Source organism: Acinetobacter radioresistens DSM 6976 = NBRC 102413 = CIP 103788 (assembly GCF_006757745.1).
Classification (GTDB): domain Bacteria; phylum Pseudomonadota; class Gammaproteobacteria; order Pseudomonadales; family Moraxellaceae; genus Acinetobacter; species Acinetobacter radioresistens.
On sequence record NZ_AP019740.1, the window covers coordinates 141,947 to 161,362 of the forward strand.

Genomic DNA, 19,416 nt, shown 5'->3' on the forward strand with positions numbered 1-19,416 from the left:
TTCTAAGTTTCTTCCTGTTCAGATGTTGCTTGAGTATCTTTATCTGAACTCTGCATCAACATATCTGCCAGCTTAAGCATTTCTGTCTGAATAGTATTCATTTGGACCTGAACCTTATTAAAATCCACCTGATTAAAATCAATTTCACCGTTGAGTAAAGGAGAAGCAAGAGCCTGCTGGTTTGCCTCTAAGATATTATTACGGATTGAATCAATTTCCTGACTTTTCAGATTTAAAGAAGACAATGTCTGGCTAAATCCACGAAGTTGTTCTTGTAAAATAGTGGCGGTTGTCTGAAGCTGATGCGGATCTTTCTTTTCAATGGCCTGCTGTAAGTCAGTCTGAGCCTGCTGTAACTTTACTACATAGCCTTGGGTTTTATATTGCATATCTGCCACATCACGGGCCATATAGAATATATTTCCGTTTGCGAGTTCGGAAGATGGGGCAGGTTTTGTTGCAGGAGCCTGGCTGTGTTCACTATACACTGCTTCAGATTCATCCTGCTGCATCTGGTCACAACCTAGTAACAGCAGACCTGAAGTAAAAATAATAAAAGGAAGTAAAGCCCCTTGCAGTAACTTTTTCATGTTCCATGGTATTTCCATTAAATATTGTTTTTTAATATATGGATAAAATGTGGAGATAAAACTTATTGTTGCAAAGCGATAACACTTTTATTAACCCTCAAAGTTAAAAAGATGCCGAAGCACCTTTTTTATAGAACCTATTAAATAAAGCTTAATGATGAACTACTTTAATAACCTGATGTGAACGGGTATTAATCAGCACATAATCTCCATTAACTTTAACCCATTGCTGGTTTCTTGTGGGCTTGGATAAGTTTTTATAACGTTTATGGTCAACCTGGTTCGCATGAGAGTAATATTGTGCAGGAACTTTATCACCTGTTTTCCAGTTTACATGGGATGAAGCATGCCGGTTTACTTTAGCTTGATGCTGATAATGAGGCTGGTTCTGATCTTGATGAGTATGATGGGCACGTTCAGGGGCAGCCATAGCCACTGTGGCATTTAGGCCGGTAACTAGAGCAAATAGGGTGGTCTTAATATAGTGTTTCACGTGGAACCCCGGTTTCAATAAATGTTTAGATAGTTATATTAAAAGCTTTGAATTCCGAGCGAAGATGAAGAATGAATAGTAGATTTATTAAAACTATGGATAAATATAAAACGTAATATTTACTGAAGAACTCTGTCTTGAGCAGTGACCTTTTCTAAAAAGAGGGAGGCGCTGCTCTCCCTCATTTTCTCTAATTATCGTTTTAGTTCCGTCTCAATGGCATCAATTAGGCGCGGGTCATCTGCAGTGATATCTGGTGCGAAACGAGCTATGACTTCTCCATTTTTATTAATTAGAAATTTTTCGAAATTCCAAAGTACTTCCGGTTTAGGATTTGGAGTCAGGCCATAATCTACCAGATCTTTCCACCAAGGACCTTCACCAATCCGTTCTGGCTGTGCCGTAGTCAGCGTCTGGTAAAGCGGATGTTTATCTGGGCCGGCTACTGAAATTTTGGCAAACATTGGAAAAGAAACATCATAAGTGAGTGAGCAAAACTGCTGAATTTCTTCGTTAGAACCCGGCTCCTGTTCTAAAAAATTATTAGCTGGAAAACCCAGCACTTCGAATCCCTGATCTTTTTTCTCACGGTAGAGCTTTTCAAGTCCTTCATATTGCGGAGTCAGACCACATTTTGAAGCAGTATTGACAATGATTAAGACTTTACCGGCAAATTGATCAAGTGTAATTTCTTCACCTTGTATGGTTTTAATAGAAATATTAGAAATAGAAGTCATATAGGCATCCCTAAATAAAATAAATTAAAGTTTTAACCTATTCTTTTTAGCCGCAAATTTATCTGGCAGCAAGCTGTTTTATTAATTGTTAAACAGGGCAAGCTATTTTAGCCTGCCCTTAAATTATTATTGAGCTGATTGAGCTGATTGAGCTGATTGAGCTGATTGAGCTGATTGAGCTGATTGAGTTGATTGAGCTGATTGAGGATCTACTTTTGCCTGAAGTTTCTGTACATCATGCATAATCTCTTTTTGTACATCCATCACCTGCTGTTGTAGCTCTTTAATCTTGGCTTCATCTGGTTTAGCTTCAGTACTTAACTTGGTTAATTCCAGTCCAAGTTCATTTGAATGAATAAACTTATTGCGCAGTTCATGAACTTCCTGACTTTTTAGTGACAGCTTTTTAAGCTCACCATTAAATTCAGTCATGAAACCCTGCATTTTCTTCATTATATCCATAACCTGCTCACGGTTATTAGCTTGAACTGCCTTCATCATCTGATCTTGGTAATCTATAGCAGCCTCTGCTTTGGAATTTGCCAATGCTTGTAATCTGTTCAGGTCATTACGGATATCTTCATGATTATCTTTTGTCATGCTGCCTGTAATTGCAGGAGCAGTAGTATTGGCTGTATTAGTTGCGGTAGTTGTCTGCGTGTTTTCTGAAGCAGCTGGTTCAGTTTGTTTATTACAGCCAGCAAAAGCTAAACATGCCATACAGGCAGTAGTAAGAAGTAATTTTTTCATTAAAATAGATATCCTGTTTAGAAAATAATATTAAATTTTGAATCATCAACTTTCTTATTAAAAAAGAAGTGTTGTATTAAAAACTAATCACTTATTTAAACATGCTTTTATTATAAGAAAGACCAAGTTTACTTTTTATACTTAAAAAATATACGTTAAGTTAAAAGATCTTAAAATAGCTTAGATTATAAAATATTATTCCTACAGTTATTAATCAGGACCTCAGCTGTAAGGGGGTATGTTGCGTGTAGCGTTTAAAAAAGGCAATAAAGCTGGAACTATGTTGGTAGCCGAGCTCATAGGCAAGACGCTTGATAGAAGCACCTTGGCGAATCTGGCTGATTGCATAAATAATTTTGGCGCGGTTACGCCACTCAGAAATTGACAGGCCAAGTTCCTGCTGGCTTAAACGTAAAATCTGTCGTTCACTCAAGCTGAATCTTTTAAGCAAGGTTTGTAAGCTATACTGAAAAAGTTTCGGATCTGCCAGTTGCTGGAGTACAGGAAGCAGTACTGTATGATGACTTTGAGGCAAATAGTCATCATAAATCTTGGCCTGTAGCAACTGGTCAAACAGTACCTGTATAAGATGAGAATAAACCGGACCAGGGGCGCCGGAAGACTGTTCTAGAATTTCTCTAACCAGAGCTAAAAGAAAAGGACGAATACTTAAAGTTTTAACCTCTCGGGGTAACTGGTCACACAAACTTGGATGCACCCGTATACAAATAAAATGGGTTACGTTGTGGTCCAGTGCAATAGAACAATGTTCAGTCTGGGGAGGAAGCCATAAAGCATAATTAGGCGGCGCTAAAAAAGTCTGTTTCCCGGTCTGGATTTCCAAAATACCATCTAGGCTAAAATTAAAATCTCCCCAGAGTGAAGAGTGAGAAGCCACAATTTCATTTTTCTCATAAAAAAACTGATCAATCTCGATTAACTCATCCAGAGCAGAATACTGTCGTTTCATTTTTTGAATATCGAGCCAAGATGTCCTCTATACAGTATAGATGTCTGAAAAACAGTATTTCAATTATTTCAGACTTCTAGAACAATATTGGATTGAATGATTAAAGAGCATAGAGATGTCAAGTGTTTCCCGTAACCCGGCGTGGGCATTTGTTTTGCCGGTCATTGCTGTCATGATCTGGTCATTAAATATTGTAGTTACACGCTATGCAGCAGATTTGATTTCTCCTGTCAGTATCAGTTTTTATCGCTGGCTTATTGCATTTCTCATTCTGACGCCATTTATGCTGGGCAAGGTCTGGGAACAGCGTCAGCTGATAATGCAGCACTGGCTACAGCTGGCAGTACTGAGCGCTTTTGGGATGGTACTGTATCAGGGACTGGCATATACCGCGGCACATTATACCACTGCTACCAATATGGGACTGATTAATGCTTTCATTCCCGTATTCACCATTCTGGTTTCTTTTTTTATTCTCAAAGATATACCTAACCGCTTCGCGATTATGGGCAGTATCCTGTCATTTTGCGGACTGATTTATGTAATGGCTCAGGGGAACCTGTCGGCACTCTGGCAAAGTGGCGCCCACTGGGGTGATCTGCTTATGGTAGTTGCCGTGTTCTTCTATGCCTTTTATGGTGTTTTCCTGAAAAAATGGCAATTAAAGATTCCTTTATTGATCAGCCTTTATATTCAGATCGCTTTTGCGCTGATCTATCATTTACCTTTTATCGCGTGGCTAGGTCTGGACAGCTTGAATACAGCTAACTTGGGCAGCGTGCTATATGCAGGTATTTTCCCTTCACTGATTGCGCCTTTTGTCTGGATGCTGGCTGTACAGCAGATTGGCCCTAACCGCACCAGTATTTTTATGAATTTGATGCCAGTTTTTACCGCAATCATTGCCAGTTTATGGCTGGCTGAAAGCTGGACAATTTATCATACGCTGGGCGGAGTCCTGATACTCATAGGTGTTGTGATGGCACAGAAAAAAACCTGTCGAACATGAGCGTTGGTCATTCTCTGGTCATATTTGATCTTTAGATTATTAAGTAGTGCCTAAAAGTTAAACATACGAGAGATTTTATCTAAGCTTAGACTAAGGTCTGATCAGATACTGAGCCCCAGTATAATTGTGGAGATTTTTTTATATTTAGAAAAAGCCTTAAATAAATAAAGACATATTTTGAATTGTTTAGCCATATTGATTAGTATTGATCATAAAAAGCTCTATGTATAAGATAAATAATATATTTGTTTTATTTTAAAATTATATTTATAATACATATTAAGCAGGATTATTAAGTTTTACTTCACATTAAGTGAATATAAAGTTGTAATAGACCCTCTGGATGTGTCAACACATCCCTTTTTATACTCAGCCATTCCTATCTATATGGCTGAGTTTTTTTTTGTCTTAAATTTAAGTAGAAAGCTTGCACAGTTCTTAAAAAAGCTTGGGTCTTATCTCAGGCTCTAATAATTTCACCTGTAATCGCATCAATAATACGGCTAGGTTGCTGGCTTAAACCGAGGTCCCCGTTGAGATAATTCAGCTCAGAACCAAAATACTGGCTGGCTTCTTGTAAGGTACGTGCCGGTTCTAGACCTGCAGGGTTAGCACTGGTAGAAACAATAAAACTGTTAAAAGCATTACAGAGGGCTACGCATAGCGGATGATTGGTAACCCGTACTGCAACTTTAGGATGCTGGCCACGTATCCATACAGGAATCTGCTCATCCGCTGGAAGCAGCCAGGTAGTTGCCCGCTCGGTCACTGAGCGCTGGGTCCATTGCTGGATAACTTGCTGTTGGCGCTCTTGGTCTAATGACACTAATAAGTGTTCAACTTGCGAGAGCTGGCCAGCCAGCAAAATAACTCCTTTTTCAATAGGACGTTGTTTCAGGCGCAATATTTCACGGAAGGCCGCTTCATTATATGGATCACAGCCGAGCCCCCAAACAGCTTCGGTAGGGTAGGCTAAAACTTTGCCCTGGCTGAGACATTCTGCTGCTTCTGTCACAGAGGTGGTGATCATATATTCTATTTACCTTAGAGCTGAAAACAGGGTTATTGTGAACCTTAAAAGCCCGGACGGCAACGCAGATAGCGCCCAGATTGCTGAACACATAGTCCAAGTAACTCAAGTTCCATCAGATGTCCGGTCAATTCAGCCGCAGGTAATGGCAATTTAAGAGCAATCTGGTCTAGATCCAGTCCTACCCAGTCTAGTTGTTGGTACAGTTCAAATAGATGTTCAGGTACCTGTGCCGGCTCGGGTACACTGCTTACCTTTTGTTGCTGGCTGTGCCACTGGGTCGGTAAAGCCAGATCTTCAATCAGCTGTTCCGGATGATCTACCAGTATGGCGCCTTCACGGATGAGTTGATGACAGCCTTGATGATGCTCGCTGTAGATATGGCCGGGAATGGCAAAAATAATCTTGCCCTGATCGGCCGCACGCTGTGCAGTAATCAATGAACCACTTTCTAAAGCGGCTTCTGCCACCAGTACACCTAGACTCAAACCACTGACAATACGGTTACGGCGTGGAAAATGATGCTTGAGTGGTTGGGTTCCCGGTAAAAATTCACTGAGGATTGTACCGCCGTATTGAAGTATCTGTTCTTGAAGCTTACGGTTATGGGCTGGATAGACCAGATCCAGTCCGGTTCCGACTACAGCAATAGTACGCTGATGCTGCAATGCCCCTTGATGTGCTGCCTCGTCAATTCCCAAGGCAAGTCCACTGGTAATATAAAACCCTTTTTCACTCAGATAATACGCAAAGTCGTAGGCTACTTGCCGGCCATGCGGGCTTGGTTTGCGACTGCCTACAATCGCGATCTGGGGTTGACTTAAGGCTTGAGCAGAACCTTGGCCAAACAGGATCGGAGGCTTATCTGTATAAGGGTGCAGCTGCTGCGGATACAGTATATCTTCCGGCACTAAAATAAAATCGCAACTTGCCAGTACCCGTTGGGTCAGTTGCTCAAACTCAGCCTGACCGGTTGCGCTATAAAATTCCTGTGCCCGCTTGGAATGATTGGCATGCAGTTTTAAATTGCCCCAGCGCGCTAATGCTGCCGGAGTGGTTGCCTGTTCAGCACTACCAAAATACTCAACCAGCTGATTAAAACTTGAAACTGAATGCTGGACCAAATACCACAGCTTCAGACTGTGATAATGAAGCTGCGATAATTCGGCAATCATAATAATGCTCCAGCCTTACTCTGCCATTGGCGGCGCCTGGATGACGGAACCTACTTTGATAGGTAGAGCGCTGTCCAGTACATAAGCATAGCTCAACTGGTCAAAAGTACGGAAAATCATAATATTACCAACTTTTTGACTTGGCAGTTTGATTTGTTCGCGAGTTTTCGGATCACGTACAACTTCACCCTGCTGATAGACACTGAATACCTGACCGGACTGAACACCATGAATATTGCCCCGGTTAACAGTTACCACACTGTGTCTGGCTGCCGTACCGATTGATCCCATCACCCGAATCACCTGACCGCCTTCAGTCACCTGATGGTCAATTGTTGGATAGAACAGGGTAGGTAACATAGGATCATATTCTGGCATGACCCGATCCCCGCGACGGACTTCCCCATTATAACTTTGCGTTAATTCTAGCGTAGTAATATCCTGTTCATTCTGCACAGCTACGCCGGAAGCCACCTGAAGCAGCTCTACACCGGCATTATATGACTTGCCATTAGCATCGGTGAATATGTAAGGCTCACCCTCACGATAAACTGCATAACGCTGACCAACTTGCAGGCCATTACCGCGTGCGTAAACGGTTTGGCCGGCAGCAGCCAATACCCGGTTATCAGCCGTGCCTAAAATATAGGGGGTATTGACCACTGAATCTGGTGACATTATCAGGGTGCGTTCCAGCCAGACCCGAATATGTTCAAGCGGAATAACTGGAATAGCATTATTTAGGGATTCAACACGAACTTGTGGCTGCATACTGGTCTGGCCACCATAACGGCGAATAATACCTTCACAGCCGTCACCTTCATCTTTACCGATCAGCGGTCGTCCGTCTAGAGTACACAGCAATAAACGGTCGCCCGGATAAATCCAGTGTGGATTCTTGACATGTTTGTTGCTGGCCCAGATTTCTGGCCAGCGCCACGGCTTACTCAAGAATTTTCCGGCGATATCCCATAAAGTATCCCCTTTTTTGACCACATAAACATTAGGAGCACTGGCTTTTAAAGAGGGCGGATTTATATTACGGCTGGCTGCTTCAGCCATGCCAGGCATGATTATTCCCAAACTTGAACAGATTGCGAGAGCAATAAACTGCTTTTTAAACCCCAAGGCACGAAGTGCGCTGCCTTTGAAAACTTTTTTCATTATCATAATTCCTAAAAATTATGTCTGTAGTTGCGTTATAATAACGACCTTACACACATTTTTTAATGAAGTTTTCCTTCATTTATTTGGTTTTGCAATACTGGCAACAAAAGAGGACGACTGTATGGCCTTATTACCTATTTTAAGTTTCCCAGACCCGCGTCTTCGTACCCTTGCCAAGCCAGTCGAAGAAGTGACAGATGAAATTCGCCAGCTTGCTGCAGATATGTTTGAAACCATGTACGAAGCGCCGGGCATTGGCTTGGCTGCAACACAGGTTGACCGCCATATTCAGTTAATCGTGATGGATTTATCTGAAGAAAAGAATCAGCCAATGGTTTTTATTAACCCTAAAATTACACCGCTTACTGAAGATACCCAGCCTTATGAAGAAGGCTGTTTATCTGTGCCACAAATATACGACAAAGTTGAGCGTCCGTCACGTGTCAAAATTGAGGCCCTTAACCTTGAAGGTAATGCCTTCGAGATCGAAGCTGACGGGTTGCTGGCTGTGTGTATCCAGCATGAAATGGACCATCTGAACGGTAAGCTTTTTGTAGATTACCTTTCTCCTCTTAAACGGCAACGTGCCCGTGAAAAAGTTGAAAAACTGGTGCGTTCAAGACAGAAGGAAAAGGTTGCAGCAAGACGCTAGTGGTTGAACTGTCTGAATAATCTTTTAATAAGGCCCAATTTAATTTGGGCTTTGCTATACTGGGGCTCCAGTAAAATTTTGAGATTCAAAATTTGTTGATGCGTTATGGGTTACTGCTGTCAGTCATAGCAGTATGTTTACAGATCGCGGTATTTTTACAGCCTCTGCTGCCCAAGCAGTATCAGGTTGCGCCTGTCTGTGAAACGATTACCCGTGCATTATTACTGAACCATACCGTACCTCATGCTGAGCATTCAGCTGCATCTCATAGTCATCAGCATAATCTTCAGAAAGATTCAGCTTCTGAACACCATCACCATGATGCTAATCATCAATGCCAGTATTGTACTGTCTATGGCAATCTGGTATTGCCGCCTGAACTGGATATAAAAGAAGTCCTAGATCGTATTCAGGTTCGGCTGCTCGCTTTCCAGAAGACATTCAGTCATGTCTGGTTTGTACTCCAGCGGCTATTTTTATTACCTCAGGGGCGAGCACCTCCAATCTCTGCATAAACAACTTTTTCTCTGGGCCTCACTGGTCCAGGTCACTGTTTATTTGTATTTTTAGAGAGATTGATATGGCTCGGCCAAAATTCTTTTTACAGCCTTTATCGGCTGCAATTTTCATTGCCTGCTATTCAGGTACATTGTTTGCCGAAACCGAGATCAGTGTGCAGGCTCTGGCCCCTATTATAATAACTGCCCAGCAGGGTAATGAGGCTAGTGGACTGATTGTGCAGGCGGATCCTAAAAAGCCCATTCAGCCTGTACCTGCGACAGATGGTGCAGATTATCTGCAAAGTATTGTTGGCTTTAGTGCCATCAAAAATGGAGGAACCAATGGCGATGTGACCTTTCGGGGTATGTTTGGCTCACGCATCAAGATTCTGACCGACGGTACGGAAAATCTGGGAGCCTGTCCGTCACGTATGGATGCACCAACTTCTTATATTCAGCCGGAAAGTTATGACCAAATTTCGGTCATTAAAGGGCCGCAGACCGTACAATATGCACAGACCGGTTCAGCAGCTACTGTAATTTTTGAGCGTAAGCCAGTCCGTTTTAATGAAGATCAGCATTATCAGGGTCAGGCCAGTGCCATGCTGGGTTCATTTGGCCGCCTTGATCACAATGTGGAGGCAGCAGTTGGGGACGAAAATAAATACATTCGTTTAAATGCTAACCGCTCAAAGTCAGACAGCTATAAAGATGGGGATGGTAATACTGTACCTTCCGCATGGGAGCGCTGGAATACAGATTTGGCGCTGGGCTGGACACCAGATGAACAGACCTGGCTTGAATTGACAGCTGGAAAATCAGATGGCGAGGCTTTATATGCCGGCCGTGATATGGACGGTTCCCAATTTGCAAGGGAAAGTTTAGGCCTGCGTTTTGAAAAGAATAATATTAATGATGTGATTAAGAAAATTGAAGGGCAGGTAAACTATAGCTATAACGACCATATTATGGATAACTTTAGTTTGCGTACGCCTCCATTGGTTGAAATGACCCATAGTGGTATGACCATGCTGATGCCGGATCCGCAAGAGATGCAGGTGACTCGCCGTACTCTGAATACTCGCCTTGCAGTCACTACAGCATGGAATCAGGCAAATATCATCACTGGTATAGATTCTCAGCACAATCATCATGCAGGCGGTATGACCTCCATGATGATGAATATGCCATTGACGACCAATATGAAGTTTCAGTCTTATGGTGCGTTTAGTGAGCTGAGTTATCCCTTCAATGAACATTACAAGCTGGTTACCGGTGCACGGATTGATCAGATCAAGATAGATGCATTAAAACTTGATGAGAACCGCAAGGAAACTCTACCAAGTGCTTTTGTCCGGCTGGAAGGCCAGCATCCAGAGCATGATGCTAAAACTTATATCGGTCTGGGCTATGTCCAGCGTGCACCGGATTACTGGGAGCTGTTCAGTACTGCTCACGGTAACACGGGTATGGGCAAACCAACCTTTAATGATTTGGATACTGAAAAAACCTTGCAACTGGATCTGGGCTATCAGCATCAGCATGGTGCTTTCAGCTCATGGCTTTCTGCTTATACCGGTCTAATTAATGATTATATTTTAATTAGCTATCATGACCATCCAGCTGCTGGCGCACATGGGCATGGTTCAAACTTTAGTGCAGGAGCAAAAAATATTGATGCAGTGATTGCAGGGGCTGAAGCAGGAGTTGGTTATCAGCTTACTGATGCAGTACAGGCTGATTTAAGTACCATGTATGCTTGGGGTAAAAATACTACAGATCATACCCCATTGCCTCAGATAGCTCCTTTAGAAGGACGCTTTAACCTTCGCTATGTTCAGGATAAATATACTTTGGGCTTACTTTGGCGGATGGTGGCGCAGCAGGACCGGATTAGCCTGAACCAAGGGAACATCGTAGGATATGATCTGCAAAAAAGTAAAGGTTTCAGCACGTTGTCATTAAATGGCTCTTATAGCCTGATGCAGCATGTCGATCTGGCTTTAGGTATAGATAATGTGCTCAATAAAACTTATACCGAGCATTTAAATCGGGCTGGAAGTTCAGGCTTTGGTTTTGCCAGCCATGAACAGTTTAATAATATGGGCCGCAATTATTGGGCACGTGTGAGTATAAAGTTCTAATCATTTCGCATTTATAAAAGTAAATGAAGACAAAAAAGCCATTGCTGTAAAACAATGGCTTTTTACTATTTGGAGGTAAGCAAAGATACTTTAGGAAAGGCTATTATAAAACTTGAATAGTAAGAAATTGAGCTTTATAGCGTATTTTGTATGTTTGAACAGCACTTTGGCGAATAGGAAGACAAAAATAGAATTAATATTGAACAATAAGCTTGATATTGAAAGTAATTTTTTAAATAAAATATATATAAAACAATATTTTAATATTAATTTGGCTAAATTTTAAATAGGAGGCTTTATAAAATAAAAAAATAATTAAAAAAAATTATTATTAAATAACAATAATTTATTTTTTTATTGGTTTGAAAAATAAACACACGATAAAAAATGTTTTTTAGAAGGGTTGCAACGATACTGAAATGCTGTAGAATGCACATCCATCGGCGGTGATGAAGATTAAAACTTCTGATAAAACAGCAACTTAGTTAAATATAGTTAAGTCGGGTTTTGTTAGATAGGTTTAAAATAATCTGAATTACCAGTTGACTTTCTGAAAAGAAAGCGTAATATAGCCGACCTAGCTTGCTGCTGACGAAGCAGTAAGAAGATCATTAAGAGAATATGAAGAACAACTTGTGTGGATTTTTACTGGTTGATCGATCGAAATAATTTTCATTGATTGAATGGTAGAAATTTCTCGAAGTTTATTTGAGTAAATTTTTAGTCAGAAGATTAATGAGCCAGAATTGGTACCTTGTCTATAAATAAGGTACAAATGATTTTAACTGAAGAGTTTGATCATGGCTCAGATTGAACGCTGGCGGCAGGCTTAACACATGCAAGTCGAGCGGATGAAGGTAGCTTGCTACTGGATTCAGCGGCGGACGGGTGAGTAATGCTTAGGAATCTGCCTATTAGTGGGGGACAACGTTCCGAAAGGAGCGCTAATACCGCATACGTCCTACGGGAGAAAGCAGGGGACCTTTGGGCCTTGCGCTAATAGATGAGCCTAAGTCGGATTAGCTAGTTGGTAGGGTAAAGGCCTACCAAGGCGACGATCTGTAGCGGGTCTGAGAGGATGATCCGCCACACTGGGACTGAGACACGGCCCAGACTCCTACGGGAGGCAGCAGTGGGGAATATTGGACAATGGGGGGAACCCTGATCCAGCCATGCCGCGTGTGTGAAGAAGGCCTTTTGGTTGTAAAGCACTTTAAGCGAGGAGGAGGCTACCTAGATTAATACTTTAGGATAGTGGACGTTACTCGCAGAATAAGCACCGGCTAACTCTGTGCCAGCAGCCGCGGTAATACAGAGGGTGCGAGCGTTAATCGGATTTACTGGGCGTAAAGCGTGCGTAGGCGGCCAATTAAGTCAAATGTGAAATCCCCGAGCTTAACTTGGGAATTGCATTCGATACTGGTTGGCTAGAGTATGGGAGAGGATGGTAGAATTCCAGGTGTAGCGGTGAAATGCGTAGAGATCTGGAGGAATACCGATGGCGAAGGCAGCCATCTGGCCTAATACTGACGCTGAGGTACGAAAGCATGGGGAGCAAACAGGATTAGATACCCTGGTAGTCCATGCCGTAAACGATGTCTACTAGCCGTTGGGGCCCTTGAGGCTTTAGTGGCGCAGCTAACGCGATAAGTAGACCGCCTGGGGAGTACGGTCGCAAGACTAAAACTCAAATGAATTGACGGGGGCCCGCACAAGCGGTGGAGCATGTGGTTTAATTCGATGCAACGCGAAGAACCTTACCTGGCCTTGACATACAGAGAACTTTCCAGAGATGGATTGGTGCCTTCGGGAACTCTGATACAGGTGCTGCATGGCTGTCGTCAGCTCGTGTCGTGAGATGTTGGGTTAAGTCCCGCAACGAGCGCAACCCTTTTCCTTATTTGCCAGCACTTCGGGTGGGAACTTTAAGGATACTGCCAGTGACAAACTGGAGGAAGGCGGGGACGACGTCAAGTCATCATGGCCCTTACGGCCAGGGCTACACACGTGCTACAATGGTCGGTACAAAGGGTTGCTACACAGCGATGTGATGCTAATCTCAAAAAGCCGATCGTAGTCCGGATTGGAGTCTGCAACTCGACTCCATGAAGTCGGAATCGCTAGTAATCGCGGATCAGAATGCCGCGGTGAATACGTTCCCGGGCCTTGTACACACCGCCCGTCACACCATGGGAGTTTGTTGCACCAGAAGTAGGTAGTCTAACCGCAAGGAGGACGCTTACCACGGTGTGGCCGATGACTGGGGTGAAGTCGTAACAAGGTAGCCGTAGGGGAACCTGCGGCTGGATCACCTCCTTAACGAAAGATTGACGATTGGTAAGAATCCACAACAAGTTGTTCTTCATGACGATGTATCTGAGGGTCTGTAGCTCAGTTGGTTAGAGCACACGCTTGATAAGCGTGGGGTCACAAGTTCAAGTCTTGTCAGACCCACCACTACTGACGAAAGCAGTAATGCAGAAAAACAGATATGTTGACTTATTGATAAGCTGGGGACTTAGCTTAGTTGGTAGAGCGCCTGCTTTGCACGCAGGAGGTCAGGAGTTCGACTCTCCTAGTCTCCACCACGAATCAAACATGATTTGATTCGAAGCTAGAGATTACAGAATTTAGTAAATGGAAGGTTCAAGAATCCTGGTTTATTAACTTCTGTGATTTATCACAGTTGACTGCAATCCGACGAGGATGCAGTGAATCATTAACAGATTGGCAAATTTGAGTCTGAAATAAATTGTTCAACTCATTCAATAGACGTTACAGGGCAACCTGTTGACTAACGTAGATTGAACTGAGAACTAGCAAATTAACTGAATCAAGCGTTTTGGTATATGAATTTAGATTGAAGCTGTACAGTGCTTAAATGCACAGTGCTCTAAACTGTAATGTTGAAGTTGCTCCTTGTAGGTAACGTCGACTGTTTGGGGTTGTATAGTCAAGTAATTAAGTGCATGTGGTGGATGCCTTGGCAGTCAGAGGCGATGAAAGACGTGATAGCCTGCGAAAAGCTTCGGGGAGGCGGCAAATATCCTGTGATCCGGAGATGTCTGAATGGGGAAACCCACTTACCATAAGGTAGGTATTGCATGATGAATACATAGTCATGCAAGGCGAACGAGGGGAAGTGAAACATCTCAGTACCCTCAGGAAAAGAAATCAATTGAGATTCCCTCAGTAGCGGCGAGCGAACGGGGATCAGCCCATTAAGTTATGTGTGTTTTAGCGGAATGCTCTGGGAAGTGCAACCGTAGAGGGTGATAGTCCCGTACACGAAAGGGCACACATAATGATGACGAGTAGGGCGAGGCACGTGAAACCTTGTCTGAATATGGGGGGACCATCCTCCAAGGCTAAATACTCCTGACTGACCGATAGTGAACCAGTACCGTGAGGGAAAGGCGAAAAGAACCCCTGTGAGGGGAGTGAAATAGATCCTGAAACCGCATGCATACAAGCAGTGGGAGCACCTTCGTGGTGTGACTGCGTACCTTTTGTATAATGGGTCAGCGACTTATATTCAGTGGCGAGGTTAACCGAATAGGGGAGCCGTAGAGAAATCGAGTCTTAATAGGGCGTCTAGTCGCTGGGTATAGACCCGAAACCGGGTGATCTATCCATGAGCAGGTTGAAGGTTGGGTAACACTAACTGGAGGACCGAACCCACCGTCGTTGAAAAGCCGGGGGATGACTTGTGGATAGGGGTGAAAGGCTAATCAAACTCGGTGATAGCTGGTTCTCCCCGAAAGCTATTTAGGTAGCGCCTCGGACGAATACCATTGGGGGTAGAGCACTGTTTCGGCTAGGGGGTCATCCCGACTTACCAAACCGATGCAAACTCCGAATACCAATGAGTACTATCCGGGAGACAGACTGCGGGTGCTAACGTCCGTAGTCAAGAGGAAAACAATCCAGACCGCCAGCTAAGGCCCCAAAATCATAGTTAAGTGGGAAACGATGTGGGAAGGCATAGACAGCTAGGAGGTTGGCTTAGAAGCAGCCACCCTTTAAAGAAAGCGTAATAGCTCACTAGTCGAGTCGGCCTGCGCGGAAGATGTAACGGGGCTAAAACTATGTGCCGAAGCTGCGGATGCACATTTATGTGCGTGGTAGGGGAGCGTTCTGTAAGCCGATGAAGGTGGATTGAGAAGTCTGCTGGAGGTATCAGAAGTGCGAATGCTGACGTGAGTAACGACAAAACGGGTGAAAAACCCGTTCGCCGAAAGACCAAGGGTTCCAGTCCAACGTTAATCGGGGCTGGGTGAGTCGACCCCTAAGGCGAGGCCGAAAGGCGTAGTCGATGGGAAATTGGTTAATATTCCAATACTTCTGTGTAATGCGATGAGAGGACGGAGAAGGTTAGGTCAGCCTGGCGTTGGTTGTCCAGGTGGAAGACAGTAGGCATGCATCTTAGGCAAATCCGGGGTGCTCTATGCTGAGAGTCGATAGCAAGCCAGTTTACTGGCGAAGTGGCCGATACCATACTTCCAAGAAAAGTCTCTAAGCTTCAGTTACACAGGAATCGTACCCGAAACCGACACAGGTGGTCAGGTCGAGTAGACCAAGGCGCTTGAGAGAACTCTGCTGAAGGAACTAGGCAAAATGGTACCGTAACTTCGGGAGAAGGTACGCTGCTGATGGTGATAGGACTTGCTCCTTGAGCTGTCGGCAGCCGCAGAAACCAGGCCGCTGCAACTGTTTATTAAAAACATAGCACTCTGCAAACACGAAAGTGGACGTATAGGGTGTGATGCCTGCCCGGTGCTGGAAGGTTAATTGATGGGGTTAGCGTAAGCGAAGCTCTTGATCGAAGCCCCAGTAAACGGCGGCCGTAACTATAACGGTCCTAAGGTAGCGAAATTCCTTGTCGGGTAAGTTCCGACCTGCACGAATGGCATAATGATGGCGGCGCTGTCTCCAGCAGAGGCTCAGTGAAATCGAAATCGCTGTGAAGATGCAGTGTACCCGCGGCTAGACGGAAAGACCCCGTGAACCTTTACTGCAGCTTGACACTGAACTTTGACCTTACTTGTGTAGGATAGGTGGGAGGCTTTGAAGTAGGGACGCCAGTTCCTATGGAGCCATCCTTGAAATACCACCCTGGTAATGTTGAGGTTCTAACTCTGACCCATAATCTGGGTCGAGGACCGTGTCTGGTGGGTAGTTTGACTGGGGCGGTCTCCTCCTAAAGAGTAACGGAGGAGTACGAAGGTGCGCTCAGCGTGGTCGGAAATCACGCGTAGAGTATAAAGGCAAAAGCGCGCTTAACTGCGAGACCCACAAGTCGAGCAGGTACGAAAGTAGGTCTTAGTGATCCGGTGGTTCTGTATGGAAGGGCCATCGCTCAACGGATAAAAGGTACTCTGGGGATAACAGGCTGATACCGCCCAAGAGTTCATATCGACGGCGGTGTTTGGCACCTCGATGTCGGCTCATCTCATCCTGGGGCTGAAGCAGGTCCCAAGGGTATGGCTGTTCGCCATTTAAAGAGGTACGCGAGCTGGGTTTAGAACGTCGTGAGACAGTTCGGTCCCTATCTACCGTGGGCGCTGGAAATTTGAGAGGATCTGCTCCTAGTACGAGAGGACCAGAGTGGACGAACCTCTGGTGTACCGGTTGTGACGCCAGTCGCATCGCCGGGTAGCTATGTTCGGAAGGGATAACCGCTGAAAGCATCTAAGCGGGAAGCCTACCTCAAGATAAGATTTCCCCGTGACTTTATGTCACCTAAAGAGCCGTTCAAGACCAGGACGTTGATAGGTTGGATGTGGAAGCATAGTGATATGTGAAGCTGACCAATACTAATTGCTCGTGAGGCTTGACTATACAACACCCAAACAGTTGTATACAAAGCATCAATCGATTCATAAATATGCAATATCCCTTGATTCAGCCTAATGCTGGAACATACAATTCAGACCCAGATCTGCCCTCTGTTAATAACTCATTTGGACCAAAGTACGGCACATACTGCACCGCAGTTAAATCAGACCCGAACAAGTCCATCAACAGTTGTGCTGGCGACCATAGCAAGAGTGAACCACCTGATCCCTTCCCGAACTCAGAAGTGAAACCTCTTAGCGCTGATGGTAGTGTGGGGTTACCCATGTGAGAGTAAGTCATCGCCAGCTCATTATTCCAAAAAAGCCCCCTCATCGAGGGGGCTTTTTTTATACTTAGAGGGTTTATATAAAATAATAGTTAATTTGAGATATCATTTTTCAGTTCAATATCTCTTTAGTCTTATAAATTTGGCTTATATCCTTAAGTAACTGTTAAAATTCATAAATTTAAATATAGACTGGGTAGTTTTTTAAATTTTTTGATTTAAATGTTGATTTTTTATTCAAGTCAAGCTGACATTTTATATCATATCTTCGTTTTAATGCCTTTAGGGTATGTATTTATACCTTTAGGGTTTTAGACAAAAAGTGAATCATAATTCATTTTAGTTGAAATTATAAACTCACAGTGGAGGTGAGAACTAATGTCAACTAACATAATAAATGTCAATACGGTTATTGATCATGCCAAATTTAAGCCCTTTCATATGACTATAGTATTGTGGTGCTTATTTATTGTCATTTTTGATGGTTATGATCTGGCAATTAATGGTGTTGCTCTACCTTTATTAATGCAAGAGTGGAATATGACTGCTGTACAGGCAGGCATGCTGGCCAGTACTGCTTTAGCGGGGATGATGTTTGGTGCAATGCTGTTTGGAATGCTAGCCGATAAGATTGGCCGAAAAAAAGTTATTTTGATCTGTGTCACTTTATTTAGCGGATTTACTTTTTTAGGTGGTTTTGCTTCAAACCCGACTGAATTTGGTATTTTACGTTTTATTGCCGGGCTGGGTATAGGCGGAGTACTACCCAACTTGGTTGCGCTTACATCAGAATATGCGCCTCAAAAATTAAGAAGTACTCTGGTTACTACCATGTTCAGTGGCTATGCCATGGGCGGCATTATGGCGGCATTATTGGGGGCTCAGTTTACGCCGACCTTTGGTTGGGAGATCATGTTCTATATTGCAGGTATTCCTTTACTGATTTTACCAATCATATGGAAGTTTTTGCCTGAATCTTTAACTTTTCTGGTTAAAAAACAACAGCAGGATAAAGCCCGTAAGATTGTTCAAAAGATTATGCCTCAGGAAAGTATGACCTTACAGACCCAGCTGGTCTTAAATGAAGTTAAAGTTCCAGATGCCTCAGTTGCAGCTTTATTTAGACAGGGACGTGGTATGAGTACACTACTGTTCTGGAGCTGTTTTTTCATGTGCCTGCTTATGGTATATGCATTAGGTAGCTGGTTACCGAAACTAATGATGGCTGCTGGTTACTCTCTGGGAAGCAGTTTAATATTTCTGATGTCTATGAACATTGGGGCAGTAATTGGTACGATTGGCGGGGGAATTCTGGCAGATAAATTCCATCTGAAACCGGTGATCATCGGAATGTTCTTGATGGGGGCACTGGCTTTGGTTGGATTAGGATTTAATTCACCACCAGCCGTAATTTATTTACTGGTAGCATTAGCGGGCGCTTCAGCAATTGGCAGCAGTATTCTTCTCTATAGTTATGTTGCTCAGTACTATCCGTTAGCAGTACGTTCGACTGGAATCGGCTGGGCTTCAGCAGTTGGGCGGATTGGTGCAATTGTTGGTCCGATTTTGATTGGTTTCCTATTGGGTATGGAATTACCACATAAAATGAATTTTCTTGCAGTTGCTATACCGGCAGTCATTGGAGCAATAGCAGTGGCTTTAATTAAAGTTGTACCGATGAGTGATGAGGTAACGGAGCCTGTTATTCCGGTTAAAAAACCGCGTCGCATTGTAGAGCTCTAAAACTGTGATTAAAAAGTCTCAACTGAGGCTTTTTATTTTTATTAAATATTTAGAATAAAATAGAGCGGCCCGATCATCCTGACCGGGCCGCTCTACCTATCTGTTTAGATAGTCTCATTCGGTACAACCGGAAAAGTTTCCTGTCTATTACTTTATAACTGTTGTTTTATACATTAGAGATATTCTGTCTCTATATATTTTTATATCAGTTTAAAGCTGATAAAGACTATAGCGGTAGAAAGCCTTATTCCCTCTAAGCCAGAGACGACAGAAATTTATTATTTTAAAGATACTCAAGTTTTTATGTGACTGGAGATAATTTTCTCTATTTC

Annotated in this window: 13 protein-coding genes, 2 tRNA genes and 3 rRNA genes; 10 read left to right on the forward strand and 8 right to left on the reverse strand. The window is 43.4% G+C overall.

The features are described 5' to 3' along the window. Window positions 1-2 precede the first annotated feature (2 nt). The 5 genes from ACRAD_RS00675 to ACRAD_RS00695 form a co-directional block, all read right to left on the reverse strand. The gene (locus ACRAD_RS00675; RefSeq protein ID WP_005023668.1) at window positions 3-590 is read right to left on the reverse strand and encodes a hypothetical protein; all 588 of its coding nucleotides are present in this window, start codon (window positions 588-590) and stop codon (window positions 3-5) included. A 151-nt stretch (window positions 591-741) separates the two neighbouring features. Then, entirely contained in the window at window positions 742-1,083 is a 342-nt protein-coding gene (locus ACRAD_RS00680) for an RcnB family protein (protein WP_005023667.1), read from the reverse strand. Between the two features lie 194 nt (window positions 1,084-1,277). Then, window positions 1,278-1,820, reverse strand: a complete 543-nt coding sequence (locus ACRAD_RS00685; RefSeq protein WP_005023666.1) for a glutathione peroxidase — start codon at window positions 1,818-1,820, stop codon at window positions 1,278-1,280. Window positions 1,821-1,946: 126 nt separating this feature from the next. Then, window positions 1,947-2,570: a hypothetical protein gene (locus tag ACRAD_RS00690; protein WP_005023665.1), complete on the reverse strand. Its 624-nt coding sequence runs from the start codon at window positions 2,568-2,570 to the stop codon at window positions 1,947-1,949. A gap of 214 nt (window positions 2,571-2,784) precedes the next feature. Beyond that, window positions 2,785-3,540 (reverse strand): AraC family transcriptional regulator, encoded by a 756-nt coding sequence (locus ACRAD_RS00695; protein ID WP_005023664.1) that lies wholly within the window; start codon window positions 3,538-3,540, stop codon window positions 2,785-2,787. 115 nt (window positions 3,541-3,655) lie between these two features. Here ACRAD_RS00695 and ACRAD_RS00700 point away from each other — a divergent pair, with 115 nt between their 5' ends. After that, entirely contained in the window at window positions 3,656-4,549 is an 894-nt protein-coding gene (locus ACRAD_RS00700) for a DMT family transporter (RefSeq protein ID WP_005017258.1), read from the forward strand. Window positions 4,550-5,009: 460 nt separating this feature from the next. Here the strand turns inward: ACRAD_RS00700 and ACRAD_RS00705 are convergent, their stop codons facing one another. Genes ACRAD_RS00705 through ACRAD_RS00715 form a run of 3 tightly spaced genes read right to left on the reverse strand, consistent with a single transcriptional unit; the run spans window position 5,010 to window position 7,918 of the window. Then, window positions 5,010-5,579: an L-threonylcarbamoyladenylate synthase gene (locus ACRAD_RS00705; protein WP_005023663.1), complete on the reverse strand. Its 570-nt coding sequence runs from the start codon at window positions 5,577-5,579 to the stop codon at window positions 5,010-5,012. Window positions 5,580-5,623: 44 nt separating this feature from the next. After that, a complete protein-coding gene (dprA, locus tag ACRAD_RS00710; RefSeq protein WP_005023662.1) occupies window positions 5,624-6,754 on the reverse strand; it encodes a DNA-processing protein DprA in 1,131 nt (376 codons plus the stop codon). A gap of 15 nt (window positions 6,755-6,769) precedes the next feature. Continuing rightward, entirely contained in the window at window positions 6,770-7,918 is a 1,149-nt protein-coding gene (locus ACRAD_RS00715; RefSeq protein ID WP_005023661.1) for a LysM peptidoglycan-binding domain-containing protein, read from the reverse strand. A gap of 124 nt (window positions 7,919-8,042) precedes the next feature. Here ACRAD_RS00715 and def point away from each other — a divergent pair, with 124 nt between their 5' ends. The 9 genes from def (at window position 8,043) to ACRAD_RS00760 (ending at window position 19,084) form a co-directional block, all read left to right on the forward strand. Next, a complete protein-coding gene (gene def / locus ACRAD_RS00720; protein ID WP_005017251.1) occupies window positions 8,043-8,573 on the forward strand; it encodes a peptide deformylase in 531 nt (176 codons plus the stop codon). Window positions 8,574-8,665: 92 nt separating this feature from the next. Continuing rightward, the gene (locus ACRAD_RS00725; protein WP_010700342.1) at window positions 8,666-9,088 is read left to right on the forward strand and encodes a DUF2946 family protein; all 423 of its coding nucleotides are present in this window, start codon (window positions 8,666-8,668) and stop codon (window positions 9,086-9,088) included. Window positions 9,089-9,153: 65 nt separating this feature from the next. Then, window positions 9,154-11,217: a TonB-dependent copper receptor gene (locus ACRAD_RS00730; protein WP_005023659.1), complete on the forward strand. Its 2,064-nt coding sequence runs from the start codon at window positions 9,154-9,156 to the stop codon at window positions 11,215-11,217. Between the two features lie 782 nt (window positions 11,218-11,999). Then, window positions 12,000-13,536: ribosomal RNA gene (locus ACRAD_RS00735) — 16S ribosomal RNA — on the forward strand. A 61-nt stretch (window positions 13,537-13,597) separates the two neighbouring features. Then, window positions 13,598-13,674 (forward strand) — tRNA-Ile (locus ACRAD_RS00740). A gap of 55 nt (window positions 13,675-13,729) precedes the next feature. Beyond that, a tRNA-Ala gene (locus ACRAD_RS00745) sits at window positions 13,730-13,805 on the forward strand. A gap of 363 nt (window positions 13,806-14,168) precedes the next feature. Further along, window positions 14,169-17,058, forward strand: a 23S ribosomal RNA gene (locus tag ACRAD_RS00750). Between the two features lie 190 nt (window positions 17,059-17,248). Beyond that, window positions 17,249-17,363, forward strand: a 5S ribosomal RNA gene (gene rrf / locus ACRAD_RS00755). Together the 16S, 23S and 5S rRNA genes with 2 tRNA genes alongside form the textbook arrangement of a ribosomal RNA operon. Window positions 17,364-17,719: 356 nt before the next feature. Beyond that, window positions 17,720-19,084 carry an MFS transporter gene (locus ACRAD_RS00760; RefSeq protein WP_005022885.1) on the forward strand — a complete coding sequence of 455 codons (1,365 nt, stop codon included), beginning with the start codon at window positions 17,720-17,722 and terminating at the stop codon, window positions 19,082-19,084. Window positions 19,085-19,416 lie beyond the last annotated feature (332 nt).

Coding starts and splice junctions, on each gene's coding strand:
- dprA (WP_005023662.1), bottom strand. CDS start 6,754: ATGATTGCCGAATTATCGCAGCTTCATTATCACAGTCTGAAGCTGTGG.
- ACRAD_RS00695 (WP_005023664.1), bottom strand. CDS start 3,540: ATGAAACGACAGTATTCTGCTCTGGATGAGTTAATCGAGATTGATCAG.
- ACRAD_RS00705 (WP_005023663.1), bottom strand. CDS start 5,579: ATGATCACCACCTCTGTGACAGAAGCAGCAGAATGTCTCAGCCAGGGC.
- ACRAD_RS00685 (WP_005023666.1), bottom strand. CDS start 1,820: ATGACTTCTATTTCTAATATTTCTATTAAAACCATACAAGGTGAAGAA.
- ACRAD_RS00730 (WP_005023659.1), top strand. CDS start 9,154: ATGGCTCGGCCAAAATTCTTTTTACAGCCTTTATCGGCTGCAATTTTC.
- ACRAD_RS00715 (WP_005023661.1), bottom strand. CDS start 7,918: ATGAAAAAAGTTTTCAAAGGCAGCGCACTTCGTGCCTTGGGGTTTAAA.
- ACRAD_RS00690 (WP_005023665.1), bottom strand. CDS start 2,570: ATGAAAAAATTACTTCTTACTACTGCCTGTATGGCATGTTTAGCTTTT.
- def (WP_005017251.1), top strand. CDS start 8,043: ATGGCCTTATTACCTATTTTAAGTTTCCCAGACCCGCGTCTTCGTACC.
- ACRAD_RS00675 (WP_005023668.1), bottom strand. CDS start 590: ATGAAAAAGTTACTGCAAGGGGCTTTACTTCCTTTTATTATTTTTACT.
- ACRAD_RS00700 (WP_005017258.1), top strand. CDS start 3,656: ATGTCAAGTGTTTCCCGTAACCCGGCGTGGGCATTTGTTTTGCCGGTC.
- ACRAD_RS00760 (WP_005022885.1), top strand. CDS start 17,720: ATGTCAACTAACATAATAAATGTCAATACGGTTATTGATCATGCCAAA.